This is a genomic window from Natronoarchaeum mannanilyticum, assembly GCF_039522665.1.
Lineage (GTDB): Archaea > Halobacteriota > Halobacteria > Halobacteriales > Natronoarchaeaceae > Natronoarchaeum > Natronoarchaeum mannanilyticum.
Window position 1 is genome coordinate 177,688 of sequence record NZ_BAAADV010000007.1, and the last position, 26,094, is coordinate 203,781.

The following is a 26,094-nucleotide window of genomic DNA, read 5'->3' on the forward strand; positions in this document are numbered from 1 at the left end:
GACGTGAGAATCGGCTTCCCCCGTTAACAGTGTCCGACGGCTACGCTCAGGTGGAGACAATGACAGATCGAACGGACGGCGTTTCCCGACGGCGGTTCGTCAGTATCGCAGCGGCGTCGGCCGCGGTGCCCGCGCTGGCGGGCTGTACCGGCGGCGGCGACGAGGCCGAGCCCGCCGACGGGAACAACGACGACGGAAGCGGCGACGGAAGCGACGGCAGCGGCGATAGCGGCGACGGGAGCGGCGACTCGGGTGGCGGCGACGGCTCGACCGTCATCGTCGGGCCGGGCGGCGACTTCACGTTCGATCCCGAGGAGCTGACGGTCTCGACGGGCACAACCGTCACCTTCGAGTGGGACTCCGACTTCCACAACGTCGTCCCGACTTCCCAGCCCGACGACGCCGACTGGTCCGGCGAGACCGAGACGTTCAACTCGGGCCACACCTACGAGTACACGTTCGAGGTCGCCGGCACCTACGAGTACGTCTGCGAGCCGCACGAGGGCTCGGGGATGGTCGGCACGATCGTCGTCGAGTAACGTCGATCTCGACGCGACCGCTTTTCTGACAGGTATTACTGCCCCGGCGCCGTAGGGTCCGGTATGAGCGACGTCGACACGCTGGAGGACCTCTTCGAGCACGAACTGGCCGGGCTGTACTACGTCGAGACGGAACTGATCGACGTGCTCGACGAGCTGGCCCTCGAATCGCGGAACGACGAGATCAAAGCGGCGTTCGCCGACCACCGCGAGGAGACGCGGGAGCACGCCACCCGGCTCGAAGACGTGTTTCGCGCGGTCGGCGAATCGAGTTACACGGTCCGCAGCTCGACGCTCGACGGCCTCGTCGAGGACCGCCAGCGGGTCGTCGAAGCGACGAACGATCCCGACCTGGTCGACTCCCACTCGGTCGCGATCGGCCGCCGGATCGAAGCCGTCGAGATCGAGGCCTACGAGTCGCTGCTCCGGATGGCCGAGGAACTCGACTACGAGGAAGACGTCACGGAGCCGCTCGAAAAGACGCTGGACGAAGAGGAGGACGCCAAAGAGAAACTGAGCGCGATCGGGAAACAGTCCCGGTTCGGGAAGCTGCTGGCGAAGATTCGCTGACAAGGCGTCGCAGCCGAGACGCCGAGCGGCCTTACCCCGCTCCCGAAGCTGTTTTCGTCGCCGAGCGAGAGCGTCCGGACGTGCACGTCCTCGTCAACGCGGCGATCAGCGCCGACGGGAAGCTCTCCTCGCGCCGCCGCGAGCAGATCGCGATCAGCGGGCCCGAGGACTTCGACCGGGTCGACCGCGTCCGGGCCGACAGCGACGCGGTGATGGTCGGCGTCGGGACGGTGCTGGCCGACGACCCGAGCTTGACGCTCGACGCGCCGGAGCGTCGCGAGCGCCGGATCGAATCCGGGAAGTCCGCGAACCCGGCCCGCGTCGTCGCGGATTCCCGCGCGCGGACGCCGACCGACGCGCGGGTTCTCGACGACGAGGCGACGACCTACGTTCTGGTGGCCGACGCCGCGCCTGCCGAGCGCGTCGCGGCGCTCCGGTCCGCCGGCGCGGAGATCGTCCGCGCGGGTGAGGACCGGGTGGCGCTCCCGGCGGCGCTCGAACAACTGGAGGCCGCGGGGATCGATCGGCTGATGGTCGAGGGCGGCGGCGAACTCATCTTCTCGCTGTTCGAGGACGGCCTGGTCGACGAACTGTCTGTGTTCGTCGGCCCGAAACTCATCGGGGGGCGGGACGCGCCCACGCTAGCCGACGGCGAGGGGTTCGTCGAGGAGTTTCCGGCGCTGACGCTGGAAGACGTCGAGCGGCTCGACGACGGCGTCGTGCTCACCTGGATCGCGTGACCGCCGTCGGCAGAAAAGGGCGCCGCGATTCGGCGTCGATCAGTGGTCGTGACCGGTCATCTCGCCGAAGGTCTGGCCGAACCGCTCCTCGAAGCGGTCCAGCGTCGCCTCCTCGATCGCTTCGAGCTCCGGGCCGGCCTGGCCCTGGCCGTGGTGGACGGCGCCGTGAATCCGCTGCGCGCAGCTGATCAGCGCGAGGTCGCCGACGATCTGGGCCGAGGACTCGTCGTCCTCCTCGGCCAGCAGCTCCAGCATGTCGGTCGGGATGGACAGCTCGTCGCTCGATCCGTCGTCGGACTCGATCGTGAACGTCGTTTCGTCGGATGCCATACCGTCGCTTCGGCATCGCGGCGTAAAAGGAGGGTGTTCTCGCGCCGTCGAGCGTCGGAGACGAATCCGCGAGTCGACCGATCAGTCGTCGGACTCGGCCAGCGCGGCGTCCTCGGTCGACGCCTCGGCGTCGCCGGCTTCGGCCCGCTCCTCGAGGTACACGTCGGCGTCGATCGCGGCCTTGCAGCCCATGCCGGCCGCGGTGACCGCCTGCTGGTAGTGGTAGTCGACGACGTCGCCGGCGCCGAAGATGCCGGGCACGTCGGTCTGGGTCTGGCCGCCGCCGAAGCCGCCCTTGGTCTTCAGGTAGCCGTCCTCGTCCATCTCGACGCCCGTTCCTTCGAGGTAGTCGGTGTTGGGCGTGTGGCCGATGGCGTAGAACACCGCGCCGACGTCCATCTCGAACTCGTCGACCTCGTACTCGGGATCGTCGAGCTTGTCGGTCGGGTGCCCCTCGGGGTGCTCGACCAGCGTGACCTCCTCGACGCCGGCCTCCTCGCTGCCGTGGAGTTCGGTGACCTCGGTGTTGCGCAGGATCTCGATGTCGTCCTCTTCGACCTGCTCTTTCACGCGGTCGACCCAGTAGTCCTCGGCGCGGAACTCCTCGCGGCGGTGGACCAGGTAGACGGTGTCGGCGAACTTGGTGAGGAACGACGCCTCCTCCATCGCGGCGTCGCCGCCGCCGACGACGATCATGTCTTCGCCGCGGAAGAAGGCGCCGTCGCAGGTCGCACACGTCGAGAGGCCGTAGCCCATCAGCTCGTCCTCGCCGGGGACGCCGAGCGTCCGCGCGCTCGCGCCGCTGGCGGCGATCACGGCGTCGGCCGTGTACACGTCGCCGTTTTTCAGCTCGACGCGGAACGGCCGCGAGGAGTCGTCGACCGACTCGATGACGCCGTTGATCAGGTCGGCGCCGAACTTCCTGGCCTGCTCTTTCATGTTGTTGACCAGTTCGGGGCCGCCGATCCCCTCGGGGAAGCCGGGGTAGTTCGCGACGTCGGTCGTCAGGGTGAGCTGGCCGCCGGGTTCGTCGCCCTCGATCACCAGCGGGTCGTTGTTCGACCGGCCGGCGTAGATCGCGGCCGTGAGGCCGGCGATCCCGGTGCCGGCGACGACGAGCTTGCGGTGCTCGACGATTTCGCCGTCATCGTCGTCGTCGGCTTCGCCGCCTCCGTTCCGATGCTCCTCCGGAGCATCGCTCGCGATCCCGAGCTTCTCGTCGAGCTCGCCGGTCTCGTCGAGATCGCTCGTGTCGTCCCAGCCGCCGATCAGCTCGTCGTCGACGAACACTTCGGGCGCGGTCTTGCGGCCGTCGGCTCGCTCGACCATCTCTTCAAATAGCTCGTCGTCGCCCGTCACGTTGTACTCCTCGTAGTCGACGCCCTTGGCGTCGAACAGGTCCTTGGCCTTCTCGCAGTACGAGCAGTTTTCCTTCGTATAGATCTCCACCCGTGGCTCGTCGCTCATGCCAACACGTTGCTACGCTGGGGGTATTTAGCTTGTGTTGTTGTGCGGTGGCGCCGCACTTCGGGCGCGGAACAAACGCTCCAGACGCACGATAACGGGACGCATACGTCCAACGAGCGATCGGCGAAACGAGCGATCATCGGCGGCGTCGACGCCGTCGACGCTCGGGCTCCCGACGACCCGCCAGTCGAAGCGCTTTCCCCCGCGAGCGTCCACCACACTCGCATGGCCGCCGACATCGACGAGAAGACCGACCGCTACGAGGGCCTGCTCGCCGAGGCGCTCGACGCCGCCGAGATCGCGCCGGCAGAGGAGACGCCGCTGCACGACGCCGCGCTGGAGTGTCGCGAGATGGCGGCGTCCTACCTCGAAGACGGGCGGCATTTCCGCGAGAACGACGACCTCGTGAACGCGCTGGCGTCGTTCTCCTACGGTCACGCCTGGCTCGACGCCGGCGCCCGGATCGGCCTGTTCGACGTGCCGACCGAGGGGCATCTGTTCACGGTGTGACGCCGGTCGCGCCGCGCGCCACCTTCTTCGGGATTGTTAAGTAGTGGCCCCCGCAAGGTGTCGGTCACATGAGCGCAGGGGTTACGATCTCCTCGACGTCGGATTACGCCATTCTGGGCTGCGGGAGCGTCGGCCACGTCGTCGCCGAGGAGCTGGTCGAGCAGGGCAAAGACGTCCTCATCATCGATCGAGACGAGGGACGCGTCGAGGCCCTGCGCGATCAGGACCTGAACGCGATGACCGCCGACATCCGCGACGACTCGATCGTCGAGGAGATCGCCGACCGGGAGGTCGTGTTGATCATGTCCTCGGACGTCGAGGCGAACAAGGCGGCCGTCGAGCGGATCCGCGAGGACGGCGACGACCAGTTCATCGTCGTCCGCGCGAGCGACCCCGTCTCGGGCGACGAGCTGAGCGAGCTGGGCGCCGACGTCGTGATCAACCCGTCGTCGGTGATCGCCGACTTCGCGCTCCGGTCGCTGGAGTCGGGCGAGCTCGAACACAAGGCCCGCCAGCTCTCGGACGTGATCGAGGAGTCGCGCGACCGGATGGCGATACTCACCCACGACAACCCCGACCCCGACTCGATCGCCAGCGCGACCGCCCTGCAGGCCGTCGCCGCCCACCTCGACGTGGAAGCCGACATCTTCTACATGGGCGACATCGGCCACCAGGAGAACCGCGCGTTCGCGAACCTGCTGGGCATCGAGCTCAACGACTGGGACGAGGTCGAGGACGTCGACCAGTACGACACGATCGCGCTGGTCGACCACGCCAAGTCCGCCGAGTTCCAGGTCGACCTGGACATCGACGTGCTGATCGACCACTACGAGCCGGACGTCGACTACGACGCCACGTTCGTCGACGTGCGCCCGAACATGTCCTCGACGTCGACGATCATGACGAAGTACATTCAGGAGTTCGACATGAACGTCGGCGAGGAGGTCGCCACCGCCCTTCTCTACGGCATCCGCGCCGAGACGCTGGACTTCAAGCGCGACACCAACCCGGCGGACCTGACGGCCGCCGCCTATCTCTACCCCTTCGCGAACCACGACACCCTCGAACAGGTCGAGTCGCCGTCGATGTCGCCCGAAACGCTCGACGTGCTCGCCGAGGCGATCACGAGCCGCGAGGTCCAGGGGAGCCACCTCGTCTCGAACGCCGGGTTCATCCGCGACCGGGACGCGCTGGCCCAGGCGGCCCAGCACCTTCTCAATCTGGAGGGGATCACCACGACCGGCGTGTTCGGCATCGCCGACGACACGATCTACCTCGCCGCGCGCTCGAAGGACATCCGGATGAACATCGGCAAGGTGCTCCAGGACGCCTACGGCGAGATCGGCGAGGCCGCGGGCCACTCGACGCAGGCCAGCGCCGAGATCCCGCTGGGCATCTTCACCGGCATCGAGACCAACGAGGAGAACCGCGATACGCTTCTGCAGTTGACCGAGGAAGCCGTCAAGAGCAAGCTGTTCGACGCGATGGGCGTCGAGAGCGGCGACGGCTCGAACGGCGGGTAGCTCCCCGTCGTGTCTACCGAGTTGTAGCCAGCGATTGACTTCGGCCGACGCTTTCTGTCGCGCGCAGTCGTCTGACGGCGTCGAGCGACGTCCGTCGCAGCATCGGTCCGCGGTGCTGCCAGAAACGTTATATGAGTCATCGAGAGAAAGCTACGAACGGCTACATCGATCGCCGCTCGCGAGGGCCCCATGACACTGACGAACATCTACACGCTGACGCTGCTCCCGGTCGCGGGAATCAGTCTGCTCGTCGCCGTCTACGGGTGGCGGAGTCGGTCCAAACCCGGCGCCGTCCCGTTCGCGGTCTTCAACCTCGGCGCCGCGGTGTGGGCGACGGCCGCCGCGTTCGCGGCCGCGAGCGACGGCGTGACGTGGTCGTACGTCTGGGTGTACTCGCAGTACTTCGGCATCCTGCTGGTGCCGACCGCGTGGTTCGCGTTCGCGCTCGACTACACCGGCCGCGACAAGTGGCTCACGCGCAAGTCGGTCGCGGCGCTGGCGATCGAACCGCTCCTCGCGCTGGCGCTCGTCTGGACGTCCCACCGCAATCACCTCTTCTACGCCCACGACGAGCTGTTCGCCGCCGGCGACGTCACGACGGTGTTGCTGCTGCCCGGGGTCGGCTTCTGGGTCCACGTCGCGTACAGCTACGCGCTGGTGGTCCTCGGGACCGCGATGCTGGTCCACCTGATGCTGACGGTGCCGGACCGGTACCGATCCCGGACCGTCGCGGTGCTCGTTTCGATCGCCGCGCCGGGCGCGCTGAACCTGGCCTACATCGCAGGTCTGATCCCGATCCCCGTCGATCCGACGCCGTACGCTTACGCCGTCTCCGGCGCAGTCTTCGTCTGGGCGCTCTTCGAGCGGGACCTGTTCGAGGTGCCGCCGATCGCGCCGACGGTGGCCCACGGCGTCGCGTTCGAGCAGGTCTCCGACGGCGTGCTCATCGTCGACGCCGGCGGCCGCATCGTCGACTACAACGCGGCCGCCGGCTCGCTGCTCGACGACGGCGTCGACCAGCGGGGCGAGCCGTTCGTCGAACTGTTTCCGTCGCTGGCGGAGCGGCTCGAGCCGCTCGACGGCCCGGTCGAGACTGTCGACGAAATCGCGTTCCCGGTCGACGGCCACGAGCGGTACTTCGAGGTCACGTCGCGACCGATCGAGCGCGGCCGGCGCCACCAGCTCGGGCGGCTGATCACGTTCCACGACGTCACCGACCGGCTGCTCCGCGAGCAGCGCCTCGACGTGCTCCACCGCGTGCTGCGCCACAACGTCCGCCAGGAGACCAACAAGATCCTCGGCCACGCCGACTTCCTCGAGGAGACGGTCTCCGACGACGACTCGCTCGATCACGCCGACGCGATCGAGTCGGCAGCGCGAGATCTGGTCGACTGGAGCAACCAGGCCCGGTCGATCGAACGGACGCTGGCGCCCGCCGACAGCAGCGACGCGCCGGTCGACGTGGTCCGCGCGATCGAGTCGGTGCTCGACGATCTGGAAGGGTCGTACCCCGACGCCGAGATCGACACCGACCTCCCCGAGGCGGCGGTCGCCAGCGCCCACGTCTCGCTGGAGGAGGCGCTGTTCGAGGTCGTCGAGAACGCGCTGGAACACAACGACGCGGCGACGCCGCGCGTCGGGATTTCGCTCGAACGCGACGGCGAGTGGATCGAGCTGTCGGTCGGCGACAACGGCGACGGGCTCCCCGAACCAGAGCGGGTCGTCCTCGAGCGGGGCCGCGAGACGCCGCTCGAACACGGGAGCGGGCTCGGCCTCTGGCTGGTCAGCTGGACGGTCCGGGCCTCGCGGGGCTCGCTCGACATCGACGTCGACGGGGGGACGACGATCACGATGCGGCTTCCGCGAGCGGAGAGCCATGATGATGCGGCGTCCGGCGAGGTCGACGACGCGGAGCCGATCGAGGACGTCGATCCCGACGCCGACGCGATCGGCGACGTGGACGATCCACTACGGGACGGGTCGAGTCCGACCTGACGGCTGCGATCGACGGCGCGGCGGCGTGTATCAGGTACGGGTGATTGGTTCGTCGCGCCAGAGTTTATTTCAACCGACAATCCAAATCGTAACACAGAGCGTCCGCCATGTCGTTCCCAACCATCGAAGCCGACGACGCGTTTCCCGACTGCGATGTCAGCACGTCCGCGTCCGTCGAGTCGCAGATGTCGCCCGATTCGCCCGCTCTAGTCGAACTGTGCGTCCGAAACGAGGCGTCCTCGTCGCGGCGGTTCACCTTCGGCACGCCGCCGCCGTTCCACGGCATGAAAAACGAATCCGGACTGGCGGAGCTGTTCATCATCCCGCCCGAGTACGAGGAAAACCACGCGCCGAAAGAGCACTTGCTGATCCCCGACTCGCCCGAAGCGGACGGGTGCTGGCGGGCCCACACGCGATTCGTCGGCTACGACACGACGCGCGGCGTGACGATCGACCCCGGCGAAGCGTTTTGCACCGAGTACGTCCCGCTGATGCAGCCGCGCGAGCAACGGTGCTTCCCGTCGGGGACCTACGAGTTCGAATCGCGCGTTCGCTGGCGAGAAGACGGCGAGTGGTTCGGCCCGCACGACTGGGAACTCGAACTGACCGTCGAGGAGTCCTGAGTCGGACCCCGACCTACGTTTCGCGGGCTGTGGGACCGCGCGTTAATCGTCGGCGCTAATCAGCGCCGAGATCGAGGTCTCGCGATAAAACGCTCGGCCGACCGCTCGCGGGTCGTTCCTCCCCGCTCGCGTTTTCGCGGTTCTCGCTCGGTTGCACTCGCTCCGAACCGCGCGTCAGTCGTCGGCGCTGGCCGGCGCCGCCTCGACGTCGATCTCGCCGGCGTCGAGTTCGGCCTCGACCTCGCGGGCCGCCTTGACCATGTTCTCCATCTTGCCGTAGGCGACGTCGCGGGGCAGCAGCTTGACGCCGCAGTCGGGCGAGACGACGAGGCGCTCCGGCGGAACGACCTCGAGGCCCTTCTTGATGTTCTCCTTGATCTCCTCGACGGACTCGGCTTCCGCGACGTGGACGTCGGTGACGCCCAGTGCGAGGTCGGCCGTGAACTCGGGGTCTTTGAACACGTCGAGCTGCTCGTAGTCGCCGTTGGCGAGTTCGAGGTCGAACTCGTCGACGGGGAACTCCAGGATCTCGGGGTAGATGCGGAAGTAGTCGCCGTAGCAGACGTGCAGGCCGATCCGGACCTCCTCGGGGATGTCGTCGACGATGCGCTCGAGGGCGTCGCCGACGATCTGGTGGTCGTCCGGCGTCGTCGCGAGCGCGGGCTCGTCGATCTGGATGTAGCGACAGCCGGCGTCGACGAGCTTCTCGATCTCCTCGTTGACCAGGTCGGCGAGATCGTTCGCCAGCGCGGCGTCGTCCTCGTAGGCCTCGTTGAAACACCACGACGCGAGCGTGTAGGGGCCGGTGATCGGCACCTTCACGGGCTTGTCGGCGACGTCGGCAGTGAACTCGTACTCGTCGACCAGCCAGGACTCGTCGTACTCGACGTCCTCGACGACGCTTGGCTTGTCGAACGTGTTGTGGCCCCAGACCTTGACGGGGCCGTTGAACTCGTAGCCCTCGATCCGGTCGGCGAAGAACTCGACCATCTCGTTGCGCCGCATCTCGCCGTCGACGACGACGTCCAGCCCGGAGCGCTCGTGCTCCTCGGTGATCAGGCGAGAGGCGTCGTCTTGGGCCTCCTGCCAGTCGTCCTCGTCGACCGTGCCGTCATCTTCCTCGTACAGGTCCTGCATCCGGTTGAGCCACTTCGGCTTGGGGTAGGAGCCGACGACGGTCGTCATGATGAAGTGGTCGTTCGGGTGGTCCGCAGGCTTGAACTGATCCTTGTTCTCGTTAGTCATGCTTTCACCTCCGCGATGTCGGCCGCTTCGCCGAGCGCCTCGAGCTTGGCCTCGAACTTGTTGACCGGCAGGTAGAACAGCTCGGTGTTCGAGGTCAGGTAGGCGCGCTCGAAGTCGGCGCCGGGGGTCTGGTCGTCGATCCACTCCACGCGCTCGCGGATCGTCTCGGGCGTCTCGACGAGCGTGTTCTGCCCGTCGACCAGCCCGAGCGCGACGTCGTCGGTCGCGCCGTACTCGTTGATGTTGTAGATGTTCTGCTCCTTGTTCGCGACGAAGTCGAAACCGACCGCGTCGACGTCGGCGTCGAGCAGGTGGGCGTACACCTTCTCCTCTAAGGCGCCCCAGTAGGGCTGGACGACGACCTCTGCGTCAGCGGCGGACGCCACGGCGTCGATGGCCTCGGACGCTCGTTCATCTTCGCCGTCCTCCGGCGCGTTCTCGACGAGCGAGGGCTCCAGCAGCGTGAGCGTCTCGACGTCCGGGAAGGCGTCGACCTCGCCGGCGAGGAACTCGCCGATCGCAGCGAGGAACTCGGCGTCGTCGCCGTAGTGCTCGTCGGTCGCGAGGTCGGCCAGCGAGTACGGGCCGGGCAGCACGGCCTGGAGCGACTCGTCGGTCAGCTCGGCGGTCGCCTCGAGCTCGGCGGCGACGTCGCCGTCGAAGTCGAGCTCGTCCTGCACCGCGGGGTCGCGGTAGAAGTTGTTGTTGTCGTAGTAGCGGACGATCCCGCGCGTCTCGACGCTGTCGTGGACCGCCAGCGGGTGGGCCAGCATGTCGTCCCAGCGCAGCTGCCCCTCGACGATCCGGTCGAGGCCGGCCGACTCCTGCACGCCGACGACCTCCTCGCGGGCGCGCTCGTACGCGTCGACGATCTCCTCGCCCTCGTCGCCGCTGATCAGGTCGTGCTTCTGCCGGCCTTTGAGGTCGGCCAGCTCTTCCTTCGCCCAGTCCGGCAACGGATAGAGGCCGGGGGACGTCGCTACGAGTTCTGTCATCACCACTGGCTACGAAATGACGGGCTTTAATATTTCCTATTCGGATTAATGCTTCGCAGTTATTCGCGGGCCTGTTCCGTAGGAGACTGTTTATCTCGTGGCGAAGCGAACGCCGGCGCATGGAACAGAACCCGGTCGAGGATAACTTCGTCACCCGCTTTCTCCTCGGGGCCGCCGTGATCTTCGCGATGTCGATGGGCGGAGCGGCGGCCGCGGAACTGTTTCGGAGAGTGGGGATGCCGTACGGCGCCTGGGTGGGGACCTTAGTCGGTGCGATCGCAGCCTTCGTCGCCTTTGCGATACTCTACCGCCGCTACGACGAGTCGTTCGAGGCGGCGTGAACCGTCCGAGTCGATCGCTCACCGGACCAGCTTCAGCACGGTCAGCGTCTCGAAGGGGTACGACTCGTCGCGGAGCGCCGCGGCGCTAAAACCCGCGGCGGCGGCGCGCTCGACGACCTCGTCGACGCCCGTGAGACTGCTGACCAGCAGGAAGATCCGGCCGTCCGGCGCGAGCACGCGCCCGACGTCGTCGAGAAACGCCTCGATCACCTCGCGGCCCGTCTCACCACCCGACAGCGCGATCTCCATCCAGTCGTCGCGCTCAGCGAGTTCGTCGACCGGCAGGTACGGCGGGTTAAAGAGAACGACGTCGAACGCCGACTCGGGAAACGGCGTCGTCAGGTCGGCGCGCACGACGTCGAGGTCGCGCTCGCGGGCCTGCCGGCAGGCGTGTGGGTTGAGGTCCGAGGCGAGGACGCTCGCACCCGTCTCCTCTGCGACGCGCTCGGCGACGTAGCCCGACCCGGTGCCGACCTCCAGCACCCGATCGTCGGCGTCGACGCGCGATTCGGCTTCGGCGGCGAGCAGGCCCGAATCTTCGGCGGGCTGGTACACGTCGGTCTCGACGCCGCGCCGTTCGGCGAGGTCCACCTACTCGTCACCTCCGGGCGGCGACTCCGCGACCGGTGTCTCGCCGCCGAGCGTCGGGTCCCGCCCGCCCTGTTCGCGACCGCCGACGGTGCGCTGCGGGAACGGGATGGTGACGCCCGCCTCGTCGAAGGCATCCTTGACCGAGCTGATGGCGGCGGTGCGGGCGCGCCAGCGGCGTCTGGCGCTCGGGTTGTCGATCCAGAACCGGACGCCGAGCACGACCGAGGAGTCGTCGAAGCGTTTGACCACCGTCTCCGGGCTCGGCACGTCGAGCGACTCCTCGATCTCCTCGACGGCGTCGTCCGCCAGCTCGACCGCCCGATCGATGTCGGCGTCGTAGTCGACGCCCACCTCGATCTCCAGTCTGAGGCGGCCCTTCCGCGATCGGTTGGTGATCGACTGACCGCCGATGACGTCGTTGGGCACCATCACGTACTCGCCGTCGAACGTCTGGATGCGCGTATTCATCATCGTGATGTCGGTGACGATCCCCTCTTGGCCCTGGGTGCCGATCTCGATCCAGTCGCCGATCTCGAAGGGACGCGAGAGCATCAGGACGAACCCCGACAGCAGCGCGCCCAGCGTCTGGCGGGCGGCCATACCGACCACGATACCGAGGAACCCCGCGCCGATCAGCAGGCCTTCTAGGTTGACCCGCCAGACGCCGAGCACGGTGATCAACGCGCTGATCCAGACGACCAGTTGCGAGAGCCGAAACGTGACCTCGCGCTGGTGGTCGGTGACGGCGTCACTCCGTCCGATGAGGTCGTCTAGCAGCCGTCGGACCGCGCTCGTGACGACGTACCCGCCGACGAGGACGATGCCGGTCACCATCAGCCGCCCCAGCGTCGGCCCGCTCGGGCTGCCGATCACCTTCAGCGCGTCGCCGCTCAGCTCCCACGCGTCGAGGATCACGGTCACCGCGGCGGCGAACACGGAGATGACGACGATCGGGACCACGACGTCCGCGACGGCCGGCCGGACGCGCTCGGCGAGCCGTTCGCGTCCCCGACGCGCGAGCCAGGCGGTGACGACCGCCACCGCGAGGGCGGCCACCGAGACGAGCAGCTTTCCTTCAGTCGTCGTCACGACACGATCGACGCCGATCTGGGCCGCGTCCAGCATCGGTACCACCGTCAGCGTCCCGGCCATCAGCCGGTTTCACCTCCCTCGAAGCCGTGCTCGCCCGCGAGGACCGCCAGCTCCGCGAACTCCGACGGTTCGAGCGTGCCGGGGCGCCGCCGGAGCAGCTCCTCGTCGACCGCATCGACGACGGCCGAGGCGTCGTCGAGCCCCGAGATGTGGGCCGTGTTCCGGATCGCGTTACGCAGCGTCTTGCGCCGCTGGGTGAAGATCGCTTTCACGAAGTCCAGGAAAAAGGCCTCGTCGTCGACCTCGTAGTCCGGCGCCCGCGGCGTCGTCCGGACGACGGCGCTCTGGACCTCCGGGGGCGGCGAGAACGCCTCCTTCGGGACGGGTTCGACGACCTCCACGTCGGCGTAGTGCTGGGCGGTCACCGACAGTCGACCGTAGTCGTCGGTGCCGGCATCGGCGGCCATCCGCTCGGCGAACTCCTTCTGGAACATCAGCACGAGCGGCTTCCCCTCGGGCAGCAGCCGGAACGCGATCTCGCTGGAGACGCCGTAGGGCAGGTTCGAGACCGAGGCCGAGAACTCCGGTAGCTCGACGTCTAGCGCGTCGCCCTCGATCACGGTGAGCCGGTCGGCGCCGATCTCGTCGGCGAACTCCTCGCGGAGGAACGCGGCGAGTTCGGGGTCGCGCTCGACGACGGTGACGCGGTCGGCCTCGGCGAGCAGCCGGTCGGTCAGCGCGCCCGTGCCGGCGCCGATCTCCAGCAGGTGACTGCGATCTGTATTCTCCAGATAGTCCGGCAGGCGATCGAGCACGCGGTCGTCGATCAGGAAGTGCTGGTCGCGGTCCGGGTTCCCCCGCACGCCGGCCCGCCGCAGCAGCCCGTCGGGATCTCTCATTTCCTGGCGGCTACGCAACGGACGGGTGTAAACACACCGACTCGCAAATCTGCGGCAGAAAGCGGGTCGGCGGCGACGCCGCGGCACGGCGGAGCGTTCGGCATCCGACCGTCCGGTCGTCGACCGCGGCAGCGTCGGCGCCGGTGCCGGCGGATACGGTTCGCGCTCGTTACTGATCGGCGTCGACGAACGTCCGGTACTTCAGGTCGTCCTCGCGGATCTCCTCGATGATCCGCTCGACCAGCACCTCGTCGGGGTCGTGGAGCCCGCTGACGCGCTCTTCGAGCTCCTCGAAGCTCTCGAAGGGCTTGCGCTTTCGCTCGTCGAGGATGGAGTTGCGCAGCTTCTTGCCGATCCCCGGCAGGAGGTTCAGCTGGTGGAGTCGGAGCGTGATCGGCTGGGCCTCGTTGTAGAAGTCGACGAACCGCTGGGGGTTCTCCTCGACGACGTCCTCGACGACGTACTCCAGTTCTGACTGGGCGCCGCCCGAGAGGTCGCCGTACTCGACTCGCTTGAGCTCGTCGATCGCCACGCGCTCGTCGGCGGGAGCGACCGTCACCCGGTCGCCGATGCTCACCTCGGCGTCCTCCTCGAAGACGATCTCGTACAGCCGGAAGTCGTCCTCGGCGACGGCGTACGCGAGCGGGGGCTTCTGGTACTGGGGCCTATCGTCGTCCGAGCGGCCGTGCGGAAGCGTGTCGAGGACGACGGCTCGACGGAGCGTCGACTCGTCGCCGGTGGCGTGGCTCATCGTACCTCTACGTTACGGCGAGCGAACACTTAAACGGTCGCCCGCCTCAGGCGTACTTTGCGACGACGTTGAGAATCTCGTCGAGTTCGTCGCCCGACAGCGAGTACCGCTCCTGGGCGTACACGGCGCGTAGCTCGTCCCGGTCCTGGGGGAGGAGATTCGCGATCTTGTAGGCCGTCGCCTCGTCGACCTTCTCGAAGTCGAGCAGCTGATCGACGAGCTCCTGGGCCTCCTCGGGCTCGAGCACGGCGAAGCGGTTGACGTGCTCGATCGCCCGCGCGAGCTCGTAGCGCATCTCGCGGTCCTCGTCGGCGGTCCGGTCGGCCTCGACGTCCGCGAGCAGCTCCTTGGTCTCCGCGAGGGTCAGGTACTCCTCGTCGATCTTCTCTTTGAAGATCGTCATGCTACTCCTGGGCCTTCAGGTGCGCGGGGTTGACGATCAGCTTCTTGGTCTTACCCTTGTCGCTGATCTCGACCTGGAACGCCCGGCCCTGCTTCCCGACCACGGTGCCCGTGTGGCCGTTGAAGCGCGGGTGGAACTGACCGTCGGGGACGCTGGGGTCGATCTTGAGGTGGACCTTCGAGTCCTCCTCGAACTCCTGGATCGAGCGCTGGGGCGGGGACGCGCCGCTGTCTCGCGGATGGTTGGCGAGTTTGTTACGGGTGCCTTGGCGGGGTCCATTAGAGTTTGGCATAGTCGTACCCCGGGTTTGACCGTTCGGCGTAATAAATGGTGCGTTCCGTCCGCGCGCGCCGCTCACGCCGACGCGCGTTCGACCGGGATTTCGAGGCGCTTCGCGATCAGCTCGAAGGCGTCGGCGGCGTCGCGGTACGCCGCCTCGTCGTCGAACGCGAACGCCCGCGGAGAGTCGGGAAACAGCAGATCGGCCGCACGCTGCAGGACGCCGCTCGGCTCCGCCCAGTTCAGTTCGATCCGACGATCGGCGTCGTCCAGCCGGACGGCCGTGACGCCGGTAAGGCCCCAGCAACTACGGTCGGTGCAGAGCGACGGAGGACGGAGTTCGTACTGGATGCCGTCACTGGACCACTCTGCGAGTGTTCGTGCCGGCAGTATCCCCGCTTCGGCGTCCGCGAGCGTCCGCCGAAGTTCGGCGTCCAGCCCCTCGGCGGCCGTGGCGTCGATGCGGAACTTCGAGTGATCGGGTACGTATCGGGCGAGCAACTGATCGTCGACTCGGGCGTCCAGCCGTTCGAGGCCGACGAAGCGATAGACGCCCTCGGTGGCGAGCAGCGCGTCCAGCGCGGATCGACAGTCGGGGAGCGCGCCCCGGTACCGTCCTTTCTCGATTCGCTCGAACGCTTCGCGGAGCGACGCCGCGACGTCGGGATACTCGTCGCCCACGAGGTCCGCGTCGGCCCACAGGTCGATCGTGTCGGATCGATCGAGAATCGCCGACAGCACGTCGTTGTGGACGCCGATCTCGTCGTTCGTGTCTACGGACTCGGAGACGACTAGTACGTGGGAAGCAAACGAGTCGGGAACGCGCTCGCCGTCCATGCGCGGTGGTTCCGCGGCATCCCGCAAAAATCGATCGCTCGTCGCGGCGCCGAACCGCGGCGTCGCCCCTTCACAACTCTTTTCGACGGGTCACCGCCTATCATGGGGCATGGACGAAGACGACGTGCTCGATCTCCTGCGGGAGATCGAGGACCCGGATCTCGGCGACGACATCGTCTCGCTCGGGCTCGTCAACGACGTCGAGTTCGACGGCGACGAATCGGTACACGTCTCGCTCGCGCTGGGCGCGCCGTACTCGCCGAACGAGACCGCGATCGCGAACGAGGTACGCGAGGTGCTCGGCGAGGAGGGGATCGAGGTCTCGCTGTCGGCTCGCGTGGACGACGACATCCCGGCCGACGAGCAGGTGTTTCCCAACGTCGAGAACGTGATCGCCGTCGCCTCGGGCAAAGGCGGCGTCGGCAAGAGCACCGTCGCCGTCAATCTCGCGGCGGGTCTCTCGGAACTCGGCGCGCGCGTCGGGCTGTTCGACGCCGACATCTACGGGCCGAACGTCCCCCGGATGGTCGACGCCGACGAGCCGCCACAGGCCACCAAGGACGAGACGCTCGTCCCGCCCGAGCAGTACGGCATGAAGCTGATGAGCATGGCGTTCCTCGTCGGCGAGGACGACCCCGTCATCTGGCGCGGTCCGATGGTCCACAAGGTCCTGACCCAGCTCTGGGAGGACGTCGAGTGGGGCGATCTGGACTACATGGTGATCGACCTGCCGCCCGGCACCGGCGACACGCAGCTCACCCTGCTCCAGACGGTGCCGGTCACCGGCGCCGTCATCGTGACGACGCCCCAAGACGTCGCGCTCGACGACGCGCGCAAGGGCCTGGAGATGTTCGGCAAGCACGACACGCCGGTGCTGGGCATCGCGGAGAACATGGCGTCGTTCCGCTGTCCGGATTGTGGCGGCCAGCACGACATCTTCGGCAGCGGCGGCGGCCAGCGCTTCGCCGAGGAACACGACATGCCGCTGGTGGGCTCGATCCCGCTCGATCCCGACGTCAGGACGGGCGGCGACGAGGGGGAGCCGATCGTGCTCGACGACGACAGCGAAACGGGCGAAGCGTTCCGCGAGATGGCCGGAAACGTCGCAAACAACGCCGGGATCGTCCGGCGTCGCAGGCAGTCCTAGCTAGAAGTCGACTGGAGTATCGTCGTCGCCCCCGCCGTCGACCGCGTCGATCGCCTCGACGAGCGACGCGAGCCGCGCCGTCTCTTCCTGACCGCCGACGTAGCGGATCCGGCCGTGCTCGTCGCGCTCGATCAGCCCGGCGGCGGCCAGCTTCGGAAGGTCGATGCAGTGCAGTCTGCGCACGATCGGCTCCCTGTCCGGACGGTCGCCGGTCTTGGCTCCGCGCCGCTCGACGATCAGGTCCACCAGCTGGTGGACCGTCAGCGTCCGTCCGGGCGTCGACGTGAGGTACTCGACGGCGATCCGCCGCTGCTCGCCCGCGACGACGTCTTCCAGATCGACGTCCTCGGCCGCTCGCTCCTCGACGGGCATCGACGGGAGGCCGACCCACGCGTCCGACGCCGCGTCGTCATCGCGTGCAGCGTCGTCATCGCCTGCCGCGACCTCATCGCTTCCCGCGTCGTCATCTCGCGGCGGGTTGTCGTCCTCCGCCCGCGAGGCTGCCGAGTCCTCGTCGGTGGACGGGGTTCGGACGGAATCGGCCGAGATCCGGGTCACGCCCCCGCCGATGCTTCCCGCTCTCGCGACGCCGGCCGTCAGCCCGCCGAGCGCGCCGACAGTCGCCAGCGTGACCAGCAGGTAGCCCGGGTCGGTGACGTGCGTGCCCTCGGCCGTCTGGTGGACGAACAGCCATCCGCCGACCGTCGTGAGCGCGACGACGCCGGCGAACGACCAGGCGGTGACGCTCCAGAGCTCGTCGGCGTCGAAGTCGGTCCGCGCGAGCCAGTAGCCCGCGTACATCAACACGGCCGGTAACGCCGCCGCGACGCCGAACTCGAAGGACCACCACGCCAGCGGCTCGGGGTCCGACAGCACGAACTCGATGCCGACGGCGCCGAGCACCAGCCCCAGTCCGCCGATCGTGATCGCGCCGGACTTCTCGGCGACGTCCCATCCGCCGTCTGCCACTCCCGGTTCCATTGTGGATCTGTTCGAGGGACGGCCCGTGGGCGTTATGACTCTTCCGCGCTCCTCGCAACCAATCGAACTGAAACGAAGGCAAGAGGATCTATCGAGGGAGAATCTGGATAGAGTCGGACCCTAATTTCGGCTATAACGCGGGCATAGGTAAGTAGCGAGCAACGACTCCCGAGCAAGCGGGTCGGCATCTGCAGGCAGTTCACTACCGTTCGCCGGCGCGCGGCGAGGGCCTTTTGTGCCGACGTCGACAACGTCGCGTGTGGACGCGAACCAGGAGGAGCTGTCGAACCCGTTCGGGATGGACGAGGAGTGCCGGAACTGCCCCGAGCTCTGCGAGACGCGCTCGACGATCGCCCACGGGTACGGCGACGTGGGCGCGGACTTCCTGTTCGTCGGCGAGATGCCCGGCCCCGGCGCCGACCGGACGGGCGTCCCCTTCACCGGCGACGAGCCGGGCCGACAGCTGCTCTCGATCCTCCGGCGGCTCGGTCTCTCGGCCTCCCAGCCGGACAGCGAGGAGCCGGAGCTCTCGAACGCCTTTCTCACGTACCTGACGCGCTGTCGCGAGCCCGATCGCGCGCCGACCGACGAGGAGATCGTCCGCTGCGAGCCCTATCTGAACGCCGAGATTCGGATGATCAACCCCGAGATCCTCGTGCCGGTCGGCGAGCGCGCGCTCGAGGAGATCGGCGCGGAGTACACGACGACGCCGGTCGATGACCTCGACGTCGTCGAGGACCACGGCGAGCGGATCCGCGGGCGCGGCTTCGAGCTCGTGCCGATGATCGCGCCCGACGAGCAGACCGACGACCAGACTCAGACGTTCGTCGAGGCGTTCGCCGAGCTGATGGCGACGGACTACCGCCAGACGAAAGGACGGCGCGGCCGGTAGTCGCCGGACGCCGAACTGCGGTAGTCGCCGGACGCCGACGCTGGACGGCGCGCAGTCACCAGTAGGGATTCTCGATCGAGCGCCGGGATCGGACGCCGACGACGCCGACGATCAGCAGCGCCGCCGCGACGAACGCCGCGGTGGCGGCTTCGGGCTGTCCGAGCGACGACGCCAGACTCCACGCGCCGCCGACCGCGAGCGCGAGTACCGTCAGCACCCCCAGAACGGCGATCGGTCGCTGTACTCTCACGCTGGATAGGTTCCAGCCAGCGGCCAATAAAACGGCGGGTTGAAGGGTCCGCGTCAGGGAGTTTAGGGCATGACAGTCGTCGCAGTCGTCGCGGAGCCGCCGCGCGAGGGGCTCGTACTGCAGGAACTCGCCGAGACGACGCCGCTGTCGGCCGCCGAGGCCGCCGACCTGTACGCCGCGGCGTACAAGGACGTGCTGCGCGCCGTCGACGCCAGCGGCGGCGACCTGCTCGTGAACTATCGCTCGGACGTCGATATTCCGGACGAGCACCAGGGCGAGCAAAGCGCCGAAGACGAACTGCGAGCGCTCGCTCGCGAAGCCGTCGACGATATCGACGAGGCTCGCTTCGAGGTGCAGGTCGGCACCTCGCGGTCGGCCCGCGCCGGCAACACGATCACCCACCTGCTGGAGAGCGAGGAGGTCAAATCTGCGGCCGCGGTCCCGCCGACGACGCCGCTGATGGCCCGGACGCACGTCGACGGCGCGGCGATGAAGCTCCGGAACAACCCCGTCGTCCTCGGCCCCTCGCTCGGCGGCGAGGTGTACTACGCGGGCTTTACGGACACGATCGACTTCCAGGGCGCCTACGAACCGCCCGCCGTGGAGACGCTCGCGACCCGCGCGGTCGACGCCGGCCACGACGTCGAGTACACCGAGTTGCTCCCGACGGTCGACACGGCCGACGGGCTGACGACGCTCGTCACGATGCTACGCTCGCGGGTCACGGCCGGCCGGATCGTCCCCGAGTTCACGACGAAGCTGATCGACGACCTCGGACTGCGCGTCGAGGACGACGGCGACCCGACGCTCGTCCGCGATTGACCGGCGGGAGATTTCCGTTAGTTCTTAAGTCCGGACGCGCGTAGTCGTATCCGAGGTGGGGTGGCAGAGCGGCCTATTGCGCCGGTCTTGAAAACCGGTGGCGTCAGCCTCATGGGTTCAAATCCCATCCCCACCGCCTTTTGCGAGGGTCTCGCGAACGGAGTGAGTGAGACATCGTGACGAGTGCAGCGAGTCACGGAAAACGGACGTGACGAGTAAAGCGTAGACGTTGGGATTTGAAGCAGGGAGTGGGAGGTGAGCGAGCGTAGCGAGCGAACGGGAACGACTGAGGTTCAAATCCCATCCCCACCGCCTTCTGCGACGAACGGACGTGAGAAGCGAAGCGTAGACGTGAGATTTGAGCCCTACCAGTCGCGCGCAGCGAACGTAGTGAGCGAGCACGTCTGGGTCCGGTTCAAATCCCATCCCCACCGTATTCTACCGCGAACGAACGGCGAGCACCTCGTGTGCTCGCCACTGTGAGCGGTGAATCGCGGACGCTGGGATTTGAAGCACGCAATCGCGAGCGCAGCGAGCGGTTCCACCGGGGTCAAGCCCCCTCCCCGTCGCCGTATCCCGATCGCGCGGTTAGCGACTACCTACGAAGCTCGACAGGATGCCGCGTTCGATCGGACGATTGGCGTCCGTCCGTCGGTATTCCGCGCAGACAGAAGCTATTTTACGGGTGACACGAAACTCCCGTGTGATGGACGATCACGTGGGTCCCGAGGCCACGATTCTCGTCGTCGACGACGAGGAGCGAGTGACGGACCTGTACGCGACCTACCTCGAAGACCTCTACTCCGTTCGACGGGCCTACGGAGGCCAGGAAGCGCTCGAGACGCTCGACGACGCCGTCGACGTCGTGTTGCTCGACCGGCGGATGCCCGAACTGTCCGGCGACGAGGTGCTCAAGCGGATCCGCGAGGAGGGGTACGACTGCCGCGTCGTGATGGTGACCGCGATCGAGCCCGACTTCGACATCGTCGACATGCAGTTCGACGAGTACCTCGTCAAGCCCGCGACCGAGACGGACGTGAAAGACGCCGTCGAGACCCAGCTGCTGCTCGACTCCTACGACACGCGCCTCGACGAGTACTTCCGGCTCAAGGCCAAGCTCTCGACGCTCGAAGAACAGAAGCCCTACGCCGAGCTGGAAGCCGACGACCGGTACGAGGAACTGACGGTGCTGGCCGAGTCGCTCCGCGAGGATCTCGAACGAATGTTGCGCGAGTACGACGAGCTGGACTTTTCGGCGAGCGAGTTCGAGGAGACGTAGCCGAGCCCCGTAGCGGCGTCCCGAGCGCTCACCACTCGGTGTCGAGCGCCAGCGCGCGCTCCAGCAGCGCGTCGTCGAACCGCTCGTCGGTCTGGCGCGGTCGCGTCTCGTGGATTCGTCGGACGGTCTCGACGGTGTTGGCGAAGTTCTTGAACGTCGCCTCGTCGATCATCTGCCCGTCGACCGAGACGGCGCCGGTGCCCTCCGATTTGGCGTCCTGGAAGGCCTCGATGCGCCCGACGTCGCGTCGTAGTTCCTCGGGGCGGGGCGTGTGGATGCGGTTTGCCTGCTCGGTCTGGTTAGGGTGGAGCGACCAGCTGCCGTCGAGCCCGACCGCGGCTTCGCGCTCGACCTGATCGGCGTAGGCGTCGCCGTTATAGAAGGTCACGCCGGCGCGCTCCTCGAACAGCTGATCGAAGGGCCCGCCGACCGCGACGAGATCGTTCGCGCTGGCTTCGTTCGAGAGCCGTTCGAGCAGCGCGGGCCAGGTCGGGCGCGAGCCGTCGAACTCCCGCCCACCGAGTTCGGCGGTGTAGTCGACCGGGCCGAACACGAGCCCGGCGAGGCGGCCGTCCTCGCCGAGGCGCGCGATTTCGGATAGGTCGGAGACGGCCCGCGCCGTCTCGACGATGATCGAGAGCTCGATCGATCCCTCGTCGTGGCCGTAGGTTCGCTCGAACTCGGCGACGGCGTCGAGCGCGCGCCGGACGTCCGCGGCGCGGCCGACCTTCGGGACGACGACGCCGTCGATCTCAGCGCCGACCTCGCGGACGAGCGTCTCGATCTCCTCGCGCCCGCGGTCGCGAGCGCGCTCGCTGTCGTACCCCCACTGGACGCGGGGCCAGAGCTCGCCGGCGAACGCCTCGCCGTGCTCGCTCAGAAGTTCGACCGTGTTCTCCAGCGCGGCGTCTTTCATCTCCGGCGCCGTGCCGTCTTCGAGGTCCGGAACGAGCCAGTCCGGGAGGGCGAAGCCCTCTGCGGTCAGGCCCGATCGGAGGTACTTCGCCGAGTCCTCGCGGGGGACGGCGGCCGGTGCGGTCTGGAACGTGCGGCAGAGTCGTGGCATGGTAGTGTCGTGGTATCGGTTGTGGTCGTCGCAGCTCGGTCAGTCTCGCATCTCGATCAGCGCGGTTCTGGTTCCGGAGTAAACGGGCTCCTCGTTCTGGTTGAACGCGACGTGCTGGAACCTCACCTCCCCCGCGGTGTCGGTCGCGTCGACGCCGGACGGCACGTCGATCGTCGGCGTCTCGCTCGCTCCCAGCACGCGCGTGAACCCGTAGATCGTGTCGCCCGCGGTCACGAAGTCGTGGAAGCGCTCGTCGTCGTAGCCCAGTTCGCGGAATGTGCGCTCGTCCGAGCGGGCGTGGGCCAGCGCGATCGATCGAGTGACGTCGCCGTAGACGACCGACTCGCCGGAGGGCGAGTCAGCCATCGCCGCGGCGTCGTGGTGCTGCTTGGCCGTGTTGAGCGTCGCCAGCGGCAGGCCGGCGAGCAGCGCGTCGTCGATCGTGCGCCCGCGCTCGTGGCGGTAGGCCACCGCGGCGTCGCGACCCTCGGCGTCGTCGAGCGCGGTCCGGAAGTCCTCGAAACACTCCCCGTCGGGCGTCAGTAGCTCGTCGGGGAGTCGGGGATCGGCGTCAGTATCGGGCTGCTCTCCGGCTGTCTGTCCGCCGTCAGTTTCGACGGATTCGTCGGGATCGCGCCTCGGGATCATGTTCGTCCGGCGGTAGGAGACGAGTGCGTCGCCCGTCTCGGCGTCCCGACCGGTCGTCTCCCAGGTGACGATGCCGTACTCGGGCCGGGAGCCGGAGGCTTTCGTCTCGATCACCGTCGAGTCGACACGGAGTTCGGTCCCCGGATACACCGCGTCGGTCCGGTAGCGCACGTCGGTGCGCCCGAGGAAGTAGCCGCCCTTCTCGCTGAGGTCCTCGACGCTCGGGCCCATCGTGGCCGCGAGCAGGTAGTCGGGGTGGATCGGCGGCTCGTCGTAGCCGCGCTCGGCGGCGGCGTCGGTCCGCCAGAACGCCGGATCGTGGTTGAGCGTCTGGGCCATCCAGCGCTCGTTGCCCGCTCTGGAGAGGCGGATGCCGGGCTCGTGCTCGATGCGGTCGCCCTCGGCGAACGCCTCGAAGTAGTTGCCCTTCTCTCGCGTCTCGGCGCGGTCGAGCGCCGCGCGGAACGTCTCGGGATCGGTCCAGTCGGTCGGATCAGTGTCGTCTGTCATCGGTGTCGAAGTCTCGGTCAGTCGTCCGCGGCCGCGGCTCGCTGGCCGTTGGCGTCGCGCCGAGCCAGCGTCCGGCGCATCTCGTTTTCGACGATCATGTACCCCTCGTCGAACCCCATGCCGGGCTTGGCGAGCACCTGCGCGGCGTCGGTCGCCAGCGCGACGTGAGCGCAGGCCCGCGCGGAGACGTCCGTCTCGTTGCAAGTGCCCCCGAGGTAGGCGCGGGTGTCGGTGCCCTCGCAGTACCGGACCGCCTCGGCGCTGCGCTGGATGCCCCCCAGGTCCGGCGTCTTGACCTGAACGAGGTCGGCCGCGCCGGCGTCGACGAACGCCCGGACGTCCTCGAACGTGTTGCACCACTCGTCGGCGACGATGTCGACCGCGACGCCGGCGTCCGCGAGGCCGTCGCGCAGCTCGGCCATCGCGCGGATCTGTTCTCCCCTGTGGCCCTCGTCCATCGGCCCCTCGATCTGGAGGGGGTAGGGAGCGGCGGCCGCCCGCAGGGAGTCGAAGTAATCGACGACCTCGTTGCGGTCGTACGGCGGGCCGAACACGTCGCCCAGCACGCCGTACACGTCGACGTGGAATCGGGGCTCGTACGACGCCGCTCCGAGCTCGGCGGTGCGATCGGCGAGCCACGCGAGGTACTCGCGCAGCCCCTCGCCGTCCGCGCCGACCTTCTCGACGCTATTAAAGAGACCGTGGGGAAGCACCGGGACGCCCTTGACCAGCATCTTCTCGGCGTTCGTCCGCCGGTCGTCGCCGGACTGGCCGAACACCGGAACGGGCTCGGTCGCCGGCTCGGTCCCCAGCGCGTCGGCCAGCACGTCGGTCCGGGTCGTCCCGCGGGCTTTCGCCGCCGCGTCGCACAGCGCCTGCGAGACGCCGTAGCGCACCGCAGTGTGGAGGGTCCCGCTGCTCTCGCTGTCGCCGCCGGGGACGCCGCTGCTCCCGGGGCGACCCGGAGCGGGCGACAGCCGCTCGATCACGGCAGCGTTCTCGGCGAACGCGTCGGCGTCGCGCCCGACGAGTTCGGGACCGATGACGTCCTCAACGACTGGTCGGTACTCGGCGGCGCGGAAGAGGGGGTCGCGTCCGCCGGCGCCCGAATACTGAACTGCGGCGCAGTCGCCGGTCGCGACGGTGCCGTCCGCGAGTTCGAGTTCGACCGTCAGCGCCTCGCCGGCCTCGCGGACGGCGTCGAAGCCGGGCGTGACGGGCTCGCCGCGGTAGTCGAAGCCGTCGCGCTCGGCGCCGGCCTTGATCGCGCGCTGGTCGTCGAAGAAGAATCCGGAGACGGTGGGGATCGCCCGGACGGCGCGGATCTCGGCCATCTCAGTCACCCTCCTGCGGCCGGCCGATCAGTTTCCCGTCGCTGATCGCGTCGACGTCGTCGGCGACCATTCTAAATGTCTGGTCGCGCCCCTCCGTGCTCGCCCGCGAGTCGAGCCGGTTCTGGTGGATCTCTTTCACGTCGTCGGACAGCGCGAGGTCGGCGAACTCGAAGATCCTGATGCGGCCGTCGTCGTCGCGGGCCGGCAGCACGTCGCCCTTCGCGCTGTCGCTCGGGGCGAACGGGACGTCCAGCGCGCCCGAGTCGAACGCCGCGAGGGTGCCCTGCGCGACGTCTCCCTCCCCCTGAGCGAGCACTTCCTCGATCAGTTCGCGGCTGGCCTTTTGGATCAGGTTCAGTTCGCGGTCGACGCCGACGAGCTGGACGTCCTGCTCGACGACCATGTCGACGAGCTGGCGAGTAGTCCGGAGTCCGGCCGCGTTGGCCTCCTTGGTCGGGACGCCCTGGAACTCCTGGGGCGACTTGGTGATGACCTTGTCCGGCTGGGCGACGGCGGCGGTCATCCCGCCGAGCCCGATGACGCCGTTCGCGCGGGCCTCGTCCGGCGGGAAGCCGCCCATCCACTCGTGGAAGACGGTCGTGACCGCGACCTCGTCGGGCAGGTACTCCTCGCCGAGCGAGCGCAGCGCGTGCAGGGCGGCGACGTCCTGGACGAGGTTGCCGACCTGCCCGTAGCCCAGCGTGATCGAGCGGACGCCCTGGGTGGCCGCGAGCATCCCCTCGATCACCATCACCGCGATGGCGATGCAGGGCGGGACGAGCGTCCCCGTAAGGGGACCGAACGGCTCGCGGTTGATCCGGACGCCCCGTTCGGTGTAGGCGCCCGCGAGGCGGTCGACGTACTGCCAGTGGCGGATCGTCGCCTCAAGGTCGTGTTCCTTGGTGTAGGGGATGTTGTAGGAGATCGGCCCGCCCTCGAAGCTCTGGAACCCGCCGGCGAACGTGATCGCCGCCAGTAAGCGGGCGTCGGGCGTCCCGTGGCGGACCTCGATCGGCGCGTCGAGCGCCTCGATCAGCTCGCGACAGCCCTCGACGCCGTGGTTGACCGCGGGGAAGCCGTTGAGCGTCTCCCCGCCGCTTTCGCGGGCGTCTTCCAGGCCCTGCTGGGCCTTCTCGTACTCGTTGTCGCGCGTGTAGGAGTCGATGGTCGTCGGCAGCAGGTCGGCCTGCCCCGCGTTCTGCAGGTGTTCGAGGAGCTCGATCTGCTCGTCGAGCCGCGCGACGCCGGCGCGAGGCTGGAGAAGCGGCTTGTCGGCCGCTTCGAGCACGTCGGCGAAGCGCTTCGAAGCCGGCAGCGACTCGTGGAACGCGATCGCGTCCTCGAAGTCGACGGCCTCGCCGGTGGGCCAGTTCCCGCGGACGTTCTCGTCGATGCGTTGCAACTGCTCGTCGGGGATTGGCTCGTCTCGCAACAT

The 26,094-nt window shown here is 68.1% G+C and carries 29 protein-coding genes and 1 tRNA gene; 13 read left to right on the forward strand and 17 right to left on the reverse strand.

Annotated elements, in window-relative coordinates:
- The first annotated feature begins 59 nt into the window (after window positions 1-59).
- The 3 genes from ABDZ81_RS13995 (at window position 60) to ABDZ81_RS14005 (ending at window position 1,849) form a co-directional block, all read left to right on the forward strand.
- A complete protein-coding gene (locus ABDZ81_RS13995; RefSeq protein ID WP_343774623.1) occupies window positions 60-539 on the forward strand; it encodes a plastocyanin/azurin family copper-binding protein in 480 nt (159 codons plus the stop codon).
- A gap of 63 nt (window positions 540-602) precedes the next feature.
- Complete coding sequence (locus tag ABDZ81_RS14000) at window positions 603-1,109, forward strand: YciE/YciF ferroxidase family protein (RefSeq protein ID WP_343774624.1); 507 nt, start codon at window positions 603-605, stop codon at window positions 1,107-1,109.
- Between the two features lie 80 nt (window positions 1,110-1,189).
- Entirely contained in the window at window positions 1,190-1,849 is a 660-nt protein-coding gene (locus ABDZ81_RS14005) for a 2,5-diamino-6-(ribosylamino)-4(3H)-pyrimidinone 5'-phosphate reductase (protein ID WP_343774625.1), read from the forward strand.
- A 39-nt stretch (window positions 1,850-1,888) separates the two neighbouring features.
- Here the strand turns inward: ABDZ81_RS14005 and ABDZ81_RS14010 are convergent, their stop codons facing one another.
- Together ABDZ81_RS14010 and ABDZ81_RS14015 are read right to left on the reverse strand one after the other, a co-directional pair.
- Window positions 1,889-2,179 (reverse strand): DUF7545 family protein, encoded by a 291-nt coding sequence (locus tag ABDZ81_RS14010; RefSeq protein ID WP_343774626.1) that lies wholly within the window; start codon window positions 2,177-2,179, stop codon window positions 1,889-1,891.
- Between the two features lie 81 nt (window positions 2,180-2,260).
- Window positions 2,261-3,646, reverse strand: coding sequence for an FAD-dependent oxidoreductase (locus ABDZ81_RS14015; RefSeq protein ID WP_343774627.1), 1,386 nt, complete (start codon window positions 3,644-3,646; stop codon window positions 2,261-2,263).
- 225 nt (window positions 3,647-3,871) lie between these two features.
- On the opposite strand from ABDZ81_RS14015, the gene ABDZ81_RS14020 reads away from it, so the two are divergent.
- From ABDZ81_RS14020 to ABDZ81_RS14035, 4 genes are all read left to right on the forward strand, one after another.
- Window positions 3,872-4,156: a DUF357 domain-containing protein gene (locus ABDZ81_RS14020; RefSeq protein WP_343774628.1), complete on the forward strand. Its 285-nt coding sequence runs from the start codon at window positions 3,872-3,874 to the stop codon at window positions 4,154-4,156.
- 68 nt (window positions 4,157-4,224) lie between these two features.
- Complete coding sequence (locus tag ABDZ81_RS14025; RefSeq protein ID WP_343774629.1) at window positions 4,225-5,679, forward strand: DHH family phosphoesterase; 1,455 nt, start codon at window positions 4,225-4,227, stop codon at window positions 5,677-5,679.
- 189 nt (window positions 5,680-5,868) lie between these two features.
- Window positions 5,869-7,674, forward strand: coding sequence for a histidine kinase N-terminal 7TM domain-containing protein (locus ABDZ81_RS14030; RefSeq protein WP_343774630.1), 1,806 nt, complete (start codon window positions 5,869-5,871; stop codon window positions 7,672-7,674).
- A 107-nt stretch (window positions 7,675-7,781) separates the two neighbouring features.
- Window positions 7,782-8,297: a hypothetical protein gene (locus ABDZ81_RS14035; protein ID WP_343774631.1), complete on the forward strand. Its 516-nt coding sequence runs from the start codon at window positions 7,782-7,784 to the stop codon at window positions 8,295-8,297.
- Between the two features lie 174 nt (window positions 8,298-8,471).
- Here ABDZ81_RS14035 and ABDZ81_RS14040 read toward each other — a convergent pair whose 3' ends face one another.
- Together ABDZ81_RS14040 and ABDZ81_RS14045 are read right to left on the reverse strand one after the other, a co-directional pair.
- On the reverse strand, window positions 8,472-9,542 hold the full coding sequence (locus ABDZ81_RS14040) for a methionine synthase (protein WP_343774633.1): 1,071 nt from the start codon (window positions 9,540-9,542) through the stop codon (window positions 8,472-8,474).
- Complete coding sequence (locus ABDZ81_RS14045; RefSeq protein WP_343774634.1) at window positions 9,539-10,537, reverse strand: 5-methyltetrahydropteroyltriglutamate--homocysteine methyltransferase; 999 nt, start codon at window positions 10,535-10,537, stop codon at window positions 9,539-9,541. The genes ABDZ81_RS14040 and ABDZ81_RS14045 overlap by 4 nt, the downstream gene beginning before the upstream one ends.
- A 119-nt stretch (window positions 10,538-10,656) precedes the next feature.
- Between ABDZ81_RS14045 and ABDZ81_RS14050 the strand changes: the two genes are divergently transcribed.
- A complete protein-coding gene (locus ABDZ81_RS14050) occupies window positions 10,657-10,878 on the forward strand; it encodes a DUF8144 family membrane protein (RefSeq protein WP_343774636.1) in 222 nt (73 codons plus the stop codon).
- Between the two features lie 18 nt (window positions 10,879-10,896).
- Here ABDZ81_RS14050 and ABDZ81_RS14055 read toward each other — a convergent pair whose 3' ends face one another.
- The 7 genes from ABDZ81_RS14055 to ABDZ81_RS14085 all read right to left on the reverse strand — a co-directional run bounded on the left by ABDZ81_RS14055 (window position 10,897) and on the right by ABDZ81_RS14085 (window position 15,730).
- Window positions 10,897-11,469 carry a HemK2/MTQ2 family protein methyltransferase gene (locus tag ABDZ81_RS14055; protein WP_343774637.1) on the reverse strand — a complete coding sequence of 191 codons (573 nt, stop codon included), beginning with the start codon at window positions 11,467-11,469 and terminating at the stop codon, window positions 10,897-10,899.
- Complete coding sequence (locus ABDZ81_RS14060) at window positions 11,470-12,621, reverse strand: mechanosensitive ion channel family protein (protein WP_343774638.1); 1,152 nt, start codon at window positions 12,619-12,621, stop codon at window positions 11,470-11,472. It abuts the gene before it with no gap.
- A complete protein-coding gene (locus ABDZ81_RS14065) occupies window positions 12,621-13,460 on the reverse strand; it encodes a 16S ribosomal RNA methyltransferase A (protein ID WP_343774639.1) in 840 nt (279 codons plus the stop codon). Before ABDZ81_RS14065 ends, ABDZ81_RS14060 begins: the two co-directional genes overlap by 1 nt.
- A 169-nt stretch (window positions 13,461-13,629) precedes the next feature.
- Entirely contained in the window at window positions 13,630-14,211 is a 582-nt protein-coding gene (locus tag ABDZ81_RS14070; protein WP_343774640.1) for a DUF655 domain-containing protein, read from the reverse strand.
- A gap of 46 nt (window positions 14,212-14,257) precedes the next feature.
- Window positions 14,258-14,614 carry an RNA polymerase Rpb4 family protein gene (locus ABDZ81_RS14075; RefSeq protein ID WP_343774641.1) on the reverse strand — a complete coding sequence of 119 codons (357 nt, stop codon included), beginning with the start codon at window positions 14,612-14,614 and terminating at the stop codon, window positions 14,258-14,260.
- 1 nt (window position 14,615) lies between these two features.
- A complete protein-coding gene (locus ABDZ81_RS14080) occupies window positions 14,616-14,906 on the reverse strand; it encodes a 50S ribosomal protein L21e (protein ID WP_256391155.1) in 291 nt (96 codons plus the stop codon).
- A 62-nt stretch (window positions 14,907-14,968) separates the two neighbouring features.
- A complete protein-coding gene (locus ABDZ81_RS14085) occupies window positions 14,969-15,730 on the reverse strand; it encodes a hypothetical protein (protein ID WP_343774642.1) in 762 nt (253 codons plus the stop codon).
- Window positions 15,731-15,839: 109 nt separating this feature from the next.
- Here ABDZ81_RS14085 and ABDZ81_RS14090 point away from each other — a divergent pair, with 109 nt between their 5' ends.
- Window positions 15,840-16,877 (forward strand): Mrp/NBP35 family ATP-binding protein, encoded by a 1,038-nt coding sequence (locus ABDZ81_RS14090; protein ID WP_343774643.1) that lies wholly within the window; start codon window positions 15,840-15,842, stop codon window positions 16,875-16,877.
- Here the strand turns inward: ABDZ81_RS14090 and ABDZ81_RS14095 are convergent, their stop codons facing one another.
- Window positions 16,878-17,858 carry a DUF7344 domain-containing protein gene (locus ABDZ81_RS14095; protein WP_343774644.1) on the reverse strand — a complete coding sequence of 327 codons (981 nt, stop codon included), beginning with the start codon at window positions 17,856-17,858 and terminating at the stop codon, window positions 16,878-16,880. It lies immediately after the preceding gene.
- 259 nt (window positions 17,859-18,117) lie between these two features.
- Between ABDZ81_RS14095 and ABDZ81_RS14100 the strand changes: the two genes are divergently transcribed.
- Complete coding sequence (locus tag ABDZ81_RS14100; RefSeq protein ID WP_343774645.1) at window positions 18,118-18,750, forward strand: uracil-DNA glycosylase; 633 nt, start codon at window positions 18,118-18,120, stop codon at window positions 18,748-18,750.
- Between the two features lie 55 nt (window positions 18,751-18,805).
- Here ABDZ81_RS14100 and ABDZ81_RS14105 read toward each other — a convergent pair whose 3' ends face one another.
- Window positions 18,806-19,000, reverse strand: coding sequence for a hypothetical protein (locus ABDZ81_RS14105; protein WP_343774646.1), 195 nt, complete (start codon window positions 18,998-19,000; stop codon window positions 18,806-18,808).
- 69 nt (window positions 19,001-19,069) lie between these two features.
- On the opposite strand from ABDZ81_RS14105, the gene ABDZ81_RS14110 reads away from it, so the two are divergent.
- From ABDZ81_RS14110 to ABDZ81_RS14120, 3 genes are all read left to right on the forward strand, one after another.
- Window positions 19,070-19,822, forward strand: a complete 753-nt coding sequence (locus tag ABDZ81_RS14110) for a hypothetical protein (protein WP_343774647.1) — start codon at window positions 19,070-19,072, stop codon at window positions 19,820-19,822.
- A gap of 54 nt (window positions 19,823-19,876) precedes the next feature.
- Window positions 19,877-19,958: transfer RNA gene (locus tag ABDZ81_RS14115), tRNA-Ser, on the forward strand.
- A 570-nt stretch (window positions 19,959-20,528) separates the two neighbouring features.
- The gene (locus ABDZ81_RS14120) at window positions 20,529-21,101 is read left to right on the forward strand and encodes a response regulator (protein ID WP_343774648.1); all 573 of its coding nucleotides are present in this window, start codon (window positions 20,529-20,531) and stop codon (window positions 21,099-21,101) included.
- A gap of 28 nt (window positions 21,102-21,129) precedes the next feature.
- Here the strand turns inward: ABDZ81_RS14120 and citE are convergent, their stop codons facing one another.
- The 4 genes from citE to ABDZ81_RS14140 are packed head-to-tail and all read right to left on the reverse strand — an operon-like array spanning window position 21,130 to window position 26,094.
- Window positions 21,130-22,167: an L-malyl-CoA/beta-methylmalyl-CoA lyase gene (citE, locus tag ABDZ81_RS14125; RefSeq protein WP_343774649.1), complete on the reverse strand. Its 1,038-nt coding sequence runs from the start codon at window positions 22,165-22,167 to the stop codon at window positions 21,130-21,132.
- A 39-nt stretch (window positions 22,168-22,206) separates the two neighbouring features.
- The gene (mch, locus tag ABDZ81_RS14130; RefSeq protein ID WP_343774650.1) at window positions 22,207-23,325 is read right to left on the reverse strand and encodes a 2-methylfumaryl-CoA hydratase; all 1,119 of its coding nucleotides are present in this window, start codon (window positions 23,323-23,325) and stop codon (window positions 22,207-22,209) included.
- A 17-nt stretch (window positions 23,326-23,342) separates the two neighbouring features.
- Window positions 23,343-24,659 (reverse strand): methylaspartate ammonia-lyase, encoded by a 1,317-nt coding sequence (locus ABDZ81_RS14135; protein ID WP_343774651.1) that lies wholly within the window; start codon window positions 24,657-24,659, stop codon window positions 23,343-23,345.
- A gap of 1 nt (window position 24,660) precedes the next feature.
- The gene (locus tag ABDZ81_RS14140) at window positions 24,661-26,094 is read right to left on the reverse strand and encodes a methylaspartate mutase subunit E (protein WP_343774652.1); all 1,434 of its coding nucleotides are present in this window, start codon (window positions 26,092-26,094) and stop codon (window positions 24,661-24,663) included.